Genomic DNA, 9,197 nt, shown 5'->3' with positions numbered 1-9,197 from the left:
AAAAAAAGACTGCTGTCTTGCTTTTTGGCAAGATCGCAGCCTTTTTTCTTGGGGACTTTTTTTACAGCCCCTTTTTTTGTTGTCAGGACATAAAAAAGACGGCTTTGAAAGCCGTCTTGTGAATTATAACAAATAGATGTGCAGGCAAATGAACTACATATAGACGATGTATTTGTGCAGTGGCAATGGTCTATATTTTTTCAGGTGCGTCCTTTTCGTATTCGGCGAATTGCTTTTCCATATCAGCTTCGCTTTCGCCAACTGAGCGCAGTATCTCTTTGAGAAATACTCTGTCCTCAGGCTCTCCTGAAAGCTTTGCACTGTGCTTTTCGTAGAAGTATCTCATTTTAAGCACGCTGATAGGGGAAAGCTCCTGCTTTTCTGCTGTTTCGTATGCAGAGTTCACGTCTGTGATAAAAAAGCCCATGCTGTATTCAGGAGCCTCCTCGCATATAGCTTTAAGCATATCTGCTATAAGATCTTCACGGACGTACACCACTCTGCCTGCAGAGTGGAGCATTCGCATTGTGCTGTTGTAGTCTGATACCCTGAGTGTTTTAAGCTCATCACGGCTCAGACCCAGCCATGAAAGGGCAACGGCTGCTGCAGCCTCAGTATTGGTTTCATGCAAAGCTTTGACCTTATCCTCTATCTGAGAAAAGGAATAGATATATTTTTGTTCCATATTTATTGCCACCTTATGCCTTTATCTTCCTGTATTCCGCAGGCGAAATATTCTCGTGCTTTTTGAATACAACATAAAAATACGAGCTGTCGCTGAAGCCTGTTTCCGAAGCTATCTCCGCAACTGTCTTTGAGGAGTAGGTAAGAAGCTCCTTTGCGTGGCTTATGCGCACTGTGTTTAAATATTCCATTGGTCTTATGCTGAAATTTTTCTTGAAAAGTCTGCAAAGGTGCTGTTCTGATACCCCTGCCACAGCCGCCATATCTGCGAGCTTTATAGGCTTTGAATAATTTTCCTCGGTGTATTTCATGACCTTTGCGACGGCTTCGGAATTTACACGGCTCTTGTATGGGAACTTATCGTCTGAAAGCTTGCGGTATTCGAGAAGCATATCGTAAAGCTGTGCGGAGGCATAATAGTTGCCGTATGCCTTGTCGCTTTTTATGGTGTAATATGCGCTGTCAAAAAGCTTGTGCATACGCTCTGCGCCACAGTTTAAGAAAACATGAAATTTGTTAAGATCCCATTCTTTCAGCAGCTCGAGAGCCTGTTTGCCGTCAAAGCACACCCAGTCAAGATACCATGAATGAGTCATGGCTCTATATTCGTGGGGACAGTGCGGTGGTATATAGAAAATGCTGTCAGGCATTATTTTTACGGTCTTGCCGTCTACCGTTACCTCACCCTCGCCCTCAAGACAGACGAAAAGCTGAGGATAATCATAGCCCTCCGGTCTGCTGACAGGAAACTGCCAGCAGCTCACGCCTATGCCGATGATATAAAATGGCAGAGCTTTTTCAGTTCCTATAACAGGATAGAATTGTTTCTGCATATATTTTCCCCCATATCTGAAGCAGAAAAAAACTGCAATATATGAACATGATAACTACACATTTTATTATAGCAGTGTCGCAATATGTTGTCAAGCAAAAGAATAAATTGCGATAAAATATGAACCAACTGTTGACTTTTTATCCCAACCGTATTATAATAATAAGGAAATGGTGCGAAAGTGCCAAGTCTTATTTTGTGGGACGTATCTGAAAGGAATTTGTATTATGGAGAACAATGTTATTATTCTTGCCGGCGGACAGGGCAAGAGAATGAAGACCAATATGCCAAAGGCTTTGTGCAATGTTATCGGTGAACCTATGCTGGAGTGGGTGCTGACAGCCTGCGAGAATGCAGAGCTTGACGATATCTGCGTTGTAAAAGGCTACGAGGGTCAGCAGATAGAGGATTATCTTGCACAGAGAAAGTCAAAGGCTGATATCTGCACTGTTATGCAGGAAGAGCGACTTGGCACAGGTCATGCTGTTATGCAGGCGGCTGATTTTCTTAAGGCTCACGCTGAGGGGAACACACTTATACTTTGCGGCGACGCTCCTTTTATCGACGCAGAAACTATCAAGGGTGCGCTGGAGCTTCATACTGAAAAGGACTGCGGTGTAACTGTTGTTACATCAAGAGTTGAGAACCCTACAGGCTACGGCAGAATAATCCGCACTGAGAATGGCATTTCAGGAATAGTTGAGCACAAGGACTGCACACCTATGCAGCTTGCTATCACTGAGATAAACTCAGGTTGTTACTGGTTCAAGACGGCTGATCTGCTGGAAGTTCTTTTCGACATCAAGCCAGAGAACGCTCAGGGCGAGTATTATCTTACAGACTGTATCGAGCTGCTTATTGCAAAGGGCAAAAAGGCTGACGCATTTATTTCTGCAAATCCTCATGTTGCGCTTGGTGCAAATGACAGACGTGGTCTGCTTGCGCTCAATGATATCGCAAGATATGAGATAATAGGAAAGTGGCTTGACGAGGGTATCGAGTTCTGCTGCACAGACGGTGTTTCTATTGGAAACAATGTTACTATCGGTCATGGAACAAAGATACACAGCGGAGTTATCCTCAGAGGAAACACCACTATCGGTGAAAACTGCAATATCGGCAACAACTGCATAATAGAGAACACAACTGTAGGAAACGGCGTAAACCTTAACAATGTTCAGGCTTACGAGTCTGTTATCGAGGACGACGTTAAGATAGGGCCTTATGTTCAGCTCAGACCTAATTCACACATCAAGAAGGGTGCGAAGATAGGCGACTTTGTGGAGATAAAGAACTCCACTATCGGTGAATACACAGCGGTGGCACATCTTACATACATCGGCGATTCTGACGTCGGCTCAAATGTAAACTTCGGCTGTGGCGTTGTAACAGTAAACTACAACGGCGACAAGAAGTTCAGAACTGTTATTGAGGACAATGCTTTCATCGGCTGTAACACAAACCTTGTTGCACCTGTAAGAGTCGGCAAGGGTGCATACACAGCGGCAGGCTCAACTATCACAACTGATATCCCTGACAACGCACTTGCTATCGAGCGTGGCAGAGAGACTATCAAAGAGGGCTACGCTGAGAAGAAGCTCAAGGCGAGAACAGAAAAGTTCGAGGCTATCCACGGCAAGTCTGAGGAGAAGTAATATACCTAAATATTAGCAAGACCCTGTCTTTTGTAAGGCAGGGTCTTTTATTTGTTTAGCTTTTTGTTGTTTGTCCTGCCGAGGATATAATCGGTGGAAACGCCATAGAAGTCCGCTAGAATAAGGAGGTGTTCCACGGGGATAGTTCTTGCACCACGCTCATATCTTGAATACACTGTCTGACTTGTAAAAAGAATTTCGGCTATCTGCGTTTGGTTCATGTCGCTATCTTCTCTTAGATCCCTTAATCTCTGGAAATACATAAAAATTCTCCTTGCTTTTTGTATAATTTGTAGAAAGTGATTTTAGTACCTATTGGTACTATTGACTTTACCATATTTTTGTGCTATGCTATACATATTAAAACCGTATGGTTTTAAAAATATTGTTGTAACGGGAGAGATTTATATTATGGAGAATCAAAATACTAATGCTTGGCAGTGTCCAAAATGCCAAGCTTCAAACTCAGGCACCGCAAGGTTTTGCAAAAGCTGTGGTTCGCCTAATCCTTTACAGACTGTCGTATCGGCACAGCCGGCGCAAAACACGATATATATTCAGCAATCTTCAGCACCGTCAAATCCAACAAGCGGGCTGGCTATTGCGTCAATGGTATTGGGTATCTTATCCCTTGTTGTAAGCTGTTTCGGCGTAGTTGGAATTATCTGCGGAATACTTGCCGTAATTTTTGGTGGCTGTGCTTTACTTACTAAAAAAGGCGGAAAAGGAATGGCTATAGCCGGTCTTGTCTGCGGAATAATCGCACTTATACCTTCTATTATCGTTATTTCCACAGTAGGTTCTATCGTAGATGCGCTCGGATAAAAAATAATACAATGTGTAAAACAATAAGTATAAAACTCGCAAAGCTGATAATGGTTATTGTACCATTATTGGCTTTGTTTACCTATATAAACAAAAATATAATTATTAATTTAGGGAACAAATTACCAGAATGTTATTTTCACAAAGCTACGGGCTATCTTTGCCCTGCCTGCGGAAACACAAGATGTATCAAAGCATTGTTTAAAGGTCATGTTTTGGAAGCTTTGGGATATAATATAACCGTGCCAATGCTTATTATCATTGCAGGAATGTTTTATGTGGAAGCGGTGTTTTATTCTTTTGGTAAAAAGGTCAGGATATTTCCTAGGAGCTATGTGTTTCTAGGTGTTTTGCTCGGAAGCCTGCCTTTGTATTATGTTATGAGAAATATCCTGCCTTTTCTTACGATATGCTGATTTTATTCATTTTTCGTTTGACAAACAAAATCTCATATGCTATAATAAAGCCGACAGTAAAATGTCGGCTTTTGTTTATACCCCGTCTTGCATAAAGACGGGGTTATTGTGCGTGGATAGAATAAGCTGTCGGGGCTGACATATTATAAAAGATAGGAGAATTTACAATGGATATATTTGAGAAATTAAAGAAATTGTCTGCCGAGAGGGAAACGGCTATGGGCAAGCCTGAGTATATTATCGTGGGGCTTGGCAACCCCGGTGTGGCTTATGAGAATACTCGTCATAACGCAGGATTTCTTGCGGTGGCGGCTATGGAAAAGAAATACGGCTTTTCGGTGAATACGCATAAGTTCAAGGCTCTTGTGGGACGTGCCGTTATAGGCGGAAAAAGCTGTCTTGTCATGAAGCCTGAAACTTTCATGAACAATAGCGGTGAGGCTGTCAGCGACGCTATGGACTTTTATGATATACCGCTTGAAAATGTTGTCGTGGTCTATGACGATATTTCACTTGACGTGGGCAAAATGAGGATACGCAGAAACGGTTCGGCTGGCGGTCATAACGGCATAAAAAGCATTATTGCACTGTGCGGCGGTCAGGATTTCCCAAGGGTAAAAATAGGCGTGGGCAAAAAGCCTCACCCTGATTACAACTTGGCTGACTGGGTGCTTTCAAGATTCACTGACGAGGAAATGAAAAAGCTTTCTGATGTGGATAAAAACACCTGCGAGGCTGTGGAGCTTATGGTGCAGGGCAAGATAAACGAGGCTATGAACAAGTTTAATTAAGCATATTTTTTTTCGGAGAACAGCAAGATGAATATTTTTTACGAAATGGCGAGCCGTCTTGGCTTTTATAAAGATGTGAAAAACTGCCTGCTCAAAGGGTTTACCCCTTGTGCGGTCACGGGCGTTTCAAATATACACAAGGCTCAGACCGCAATGGCTCTAAGCAGGCTTTCCCCTTGCCTTGTTATATGCGACGACGAAGCGTCTGCTATTAGAATGACAGTGGATATAAACGAAATGGCTGGGGAACAGCTTGCCTGCGTTTTTCCTGCAAAAGACCTGAACTTTGCATACATGGAGGGCGTTTCAAGAGAATATGAGCACAAAAGGCTGGAAGCTCTTTCTCTCATCACTCAGGGCAAATGCGAGATAATCGCCGCAAGCATGGAAGCTTGCTTGCAGGGAACTATTCCGCAGGATAAGCTGAAAGAGTTTTCCTTTGAGATAAAAACAGGGGGCGAACTCAGCCTTGAGGAGCTTACGAACAAACTGCTTGCAGGCGGTTATACAAGAACAGATCAGGTGGAGGGTCAGGCGCAGTTTTCTGTGAGAGGCTCTATTGCCGATATTTTCCCTGTGCAGGAGTCACGTCCTGTGAGAATAGAGCTTTGGGGCGACGAGGTTGACTCTATCTCATATTTTGACCCCGAAAGCCAAAGGCGTACCGACCCAATAGACGAGATAACGGTTTTCCCTGCCTTGGAGATAATCTTCCCTGACACTGATGACCTTGTGACAAAGCTTGAAGCCTTGTCGAAGTCTGTCCGTGGAAGCCGTACCGATAAGATAAGAACGAATATTTCAAGGGATATAGAAACGGCTCAGAGCGGTATCACTCTCACAAATCTTGATAAGTATTATACTGTGTGCTATGACAAGCTCACAACAGTGTTTGATTACTTTGAGAGCGGTGTTTGCCTTGTGTCGGAGTATACAAATTGTATCGAAAAGGGCAAGGCGGCTCTTGCTCAGCTTTCAGAGGATATGAAGCTTCTTTATGAGGACGGCATACTTTTCAGAAAGCTGGAGGGCTTTTATCTTGATATACCACAAGCGGAACTAAAAATAACACAAATGAAGTCGGTGTTTCTTGACAGCTTTATGCGCTCTAACAACGGCGTGAAGTTCAAAAAGCTTATCAATACCGACTGCCGACAAACGGCGGCTTGGGGCGGTAATATCATCAATCTTGAAGAAGAACTGAAAAATCTCTGCTCTCAGGGGTATTGCACTGTTGTGCTGGCAGGCTCGGAGAAGACGCTTCCTATTATAAATAAAGACCTTAATGATGCTGGCATCTCTGCGGAGATACTCACTGAGGACAGCGAGATAATAAAGGGTAAAGTATACCTGCGCACGGGCTGTCTGTCAGGTGGCTTTGATTATCCTGACATAGGCTGTGCGGCTATCACTCAGATGAAAGCCATGAGTGCAAAGAAGCGTAAATCCCATCACAAGGCAGGAGAAGAGATAAAAAGCCTGTCGGATATACAGACAGGCGATCTTGTTGTTCACGCTATGTACGGAATAGGCAGATTTTCAGGAATAAAAAATATAGAAACGAACGGTGTAACAAAGGATTATATCACCATAAAATATGCAGGTACGGACGTGCTTTATGTGCCTGTTACTCAGCTTGACCTTGTGTCAAGATATATAGGACCTAGAGATGACGGGGCAGTGAAGCTTAATAAGCTCAACTCTATGGAGTGGACAAAGACACGAAACAAGGTAAAGTCTGCCGTAAAGGATATGGCGGAGGAGCTTACAAAGCTTTATGCTCAAAGACAAATGGCAAAGGGTTTTGCTTTTTCCCCTGACAACGATTGGCAGGCGGATTTTGAGGAGCGTTTCGACTATCAGGAAACCGACGACCAGTTAAGATCTATACAGGAGATAAAGACGGATATGGAAAAGCCGTCTCCAATGGACAGACTTCTCTGCGGAGATGTGGGCTTCGGCAAAACGGAGGTGGCTCTCCGTGCGGCGTTCAAGTGTATGCTCGATAACAAGCAGGTGGCTATACTTGTGCCAACAACTGTTCTTGCATGGCAGCATTATCAGACGGCGATAAAAAGATTTGAGCATTTTCCGGTGAAGGTGGAGCTTTTGTCGAGATTTAGAAAACCAAAGGAGCAACAGCAGATAATAAGAGAGCTTAACCGTGGCACTATCGACCTTATCATAGGCACGCACAGGCTTGTGCAGAAAGACGTTAAGTTCAAGGATTTGGGTCTTGTTATCATAGACGAGGAACAGCGTTTTGGTGTTGCCCATAAGGAAAAGTTCAAGGAAACTTTCAAGGGCGTTGATGTGCTGACACTTTCAGCTACCCCGATACCAAGAACGCTTAACATGGCAATGAGCGGTATCAGAGATATGTCGGTCATAGAGGAACCGCCTATGGACAGACACCCTGTTCAGACCTATGTTATAGAGCATAATATGGGCGTTATAGCGCAGGCCATAAGCAAGGAGCTGCGACGTGGCGGTCAGGTGTATTATATCCACAACAGGGTGGAAACTATCATGATGACCGCAAATAAGCTTCAGGAAATGCTCCCTGACGCAAGGATAGCGTTCGCACACGGACAAATGCCTGAGGAGGAGCTGTCGGAAATATGGCGGCAGCTTTGCGACAGAGAAATAGATATCCTTGTCTGCACCACCATAATCGAAACAGGTGTTGACGTGCCGAATGTAAATACACTTATAATAGAGGACGCTGACAGATTAGGACTTTCACAGCTTTATCAGCTTAGAGGACGTGTGGGAAGATCAAACCGCCGTGCTTTTGCGTACTTCACTTTCAGACGTGGCAAGGTACTCACGGAGGTAGCGGCAAAAAGGCTTGATGCAATAAGAGAGTTCACACAGTTCGGCTCAGGCTTCAGGATAGCGTTGCGTGACCTTGAAATAAGAGGTGCAGGCTCTATACTCAGCGGTAAACAGCATGGACATATGGAAGCGGTGGGATATGATATGTATCTGCGACTTCTAAATGAGGCTATAGCCGAACAAAAGGGAGAGGCTCTGCCACCGTCACCTGAGGATTGTTTGGTGGATATATCCATAGACGCATTTATACCTGACCATTATATAGAAAATCTGTCACAGAGGATAGATTGCTATAGGAAGATAGCTTCCATAGGCAATGAGGAGGATTCCAGGGACGTTATCGACGAGCTTATAGATAGATACGGCGACCCGCCGAAATCAGTGCTGGGATTGGTGAACGTTGCACTTACGAGAAATACTGCTTCAAAGCTTGGCATAAAGGAAATAACACAAAGAGGAGATAAGGTGCTGTTCTTTGTGAAAACCGCAGAGGTGGAACAGATACAAGCGTTGTATGGAGCTTATAAGAATAGGATCAGGTTTTTTGACGGAGATAAGCCGTATTTTGCAGTGACATTGGAGAAAAAGCAGAAAGCTGCAGAATTAATGGCGGAAACGGTAAGATTAATGAGGAATGAGAAGTGAGGAATGGCGGAGCCATACCGAGTAAATCATTAACACAAAATAGAGGAAACACCGAGCAAAGTGACAACTGAGCGACGCTCAGTTGTCACTTTTTGTATCAAAAGAACAAAGGAGCGAAGCAAAATGGACAAAAAGAGATAAGAAAAGGGAAATAAAGTGTAAAAAAAGCAGAAAGCGAAAAAAGGGGTTGACAAAATGGCATAAAAGTGATAAAATAAACAAGTCGCCTCGAGAGAGCGCGATAAAGAAAGAAGCGAAACGAAGGTAAAAGGTTCGGGAGAACAGAAGAGACCTGAGGAGTAGCACAAAAGAACTTCACAAAAGAGTTCAAACGAATTCATAAAGAATTCACAAAGAAAAGTCTTGACAAAGCTTAGCTAATGTGATATAATAGATAAGCTGATTTAAGACAGCACATTAGAAAGCACGAAAAAATCGGAAGTCAAAAAACTTTTTTGAAAAAACTTCAGAAAAGGGGTTGACAAAAGATAAAAAGTGTGATATAATGTAA

General features: G+C 43.4%; 8 protein-coding genes. 5 read left to right on the top strand and 3 right to left on the bottom strand.

Annotated features, from left to right (window positions below; genetic code table 11):
• Positions 1-190 precede the first annotated feature (190 nt).
• Both AB5123_RS13125 and AB5123_RS13120 read right to left on the bottom strand, forming a co-directional pair.
• The gene (locus AB5123_RS13125) at positions 191-685 is read right to left on the bottom strand and encodes a hypothetical protein (RefSeq protein WP_337812287.1); all 495 of its coding nucleotides are present in this window, start codon (positions 683-685) and stop codon (positions 191-193) included.
• Between the two features lie 13 nt (positions 686-698).
• Complete coding sequence (locus AB5123_RS13120) at positions 699-1,517, bottom strand: AraC family transcriptional regulator (RefSeq protein WP_195519810.1); 819 nt, start codon at positions 1,515-1,517, stop codon at positions 699-701.
• A 226-nt stretch (positions 1,518-1,743) separates the two neighbouring features.
• Here AB5123_RS13120 and glmU point away from each other — a divergent pair, with 226 nt between their 5' ends.
• Positions 1,744-3,171: a bifunctional UDP-N-acetylglucosamine diphosphorylase/glucosamine-1-phosphate N-acetyltransferase GlmU gene (gene glmU, locus AB5123_RS13115; protein WP_046441900.1), complete on the top strand. Its 1,428-nt coding sequence runs from the start codon at positions 1,744-1,746 to the stop codon at positions 3,169-3,171.
• A gap of 47 nt (positions 3,172-3,218) precedes the next feature.
• On the opposite strand, the gene AB5123_RS13110 is transcribed toward glmU, so the two are convergent.
• Complete coding sequence (locus AB5123_RS13110) at positions 3,219-3,434, bottom strand: helix-turn-helix domain-containing protein (RefSeq protein WP_022288672.1); 216 nt, start codon at positions 3,432-3,434, stop codon at positions 3,219-3,221.
• 148 nt (positions 3,435-3,582) lie between these two features.
• On the opposite strand from AB5123_RS13110, the gene AB5123_RS13105 reads away from it, so the two are divergent.
• The 4 genes from AB5123_RS13105 to mfd all read left to right on the top strand — a co-directional run bounded on the left by AB5123_RS13105 (position 3,583) and on the right by mfd (position 8,686).
• On the top strand, positions 3,583-3,996 hold the full coding sequence (locus AB5123_RS13105) for a hypothetical protein (protein WP_207661410.1): 414 nt from the start codon (positions 3,583-3,585) through the stop codon (positions 3,994-3,996).
• 11 nt (positions 3,997-4,007) lie between these two features.
• Positions 4,008-4,412, top strand: coding sequence for a DUF2752 domain-containing protein (locus tag AB5123_RS13100; RefSeq protein WP_195221437.1), 405 nt, complete (start codon positions 4,008-4,010; stop codon positions 4,410-4,412).
• Between the two features lie 167 nt (positions 4,413-4,579).
• Positions 4,580-5,203, top strand: coding sequence for an aminoacyl-tRNA hydrolase (pth, locus tag AB5123_RS13095; protein WP_117865607.1), 624 nt, complete (start codon positions 4,580-4,582; stop codon positions 5,201-5,203).
• Positions 5,204-5,230: 27 nt separating this feature from the next.
• Positions 5,231-8,686, top strand: coding sequence for a transcription-repair coupling factor (mfd, locus tag AB5123_RS13090; RefSeq protein ID WP_368364924.1), 3,456 nt, complete (start codon positions 5,231-5,233; stop codon positions 8,684-8,686).
• The last annotated feature ends 511 nt before the right edge of the window (positions 8,687-9,197 follow it).

Source organism: Ruminococcus sp. RTP21204st1_B2_RTP21204_210225 (assembly GCF_040914135.1).
Lineage (GTDB): Bacteria > Bacillota > Clostridia > Oscillospirales > Ruminococcaceae > Hominimerdicola > Hominimerdicola aceti.
The sequence above is the reverse complement of the archived record's forward strand: the minus strand, read 5'-3'. Positions and strand labels throughout refer to the sequence as shown.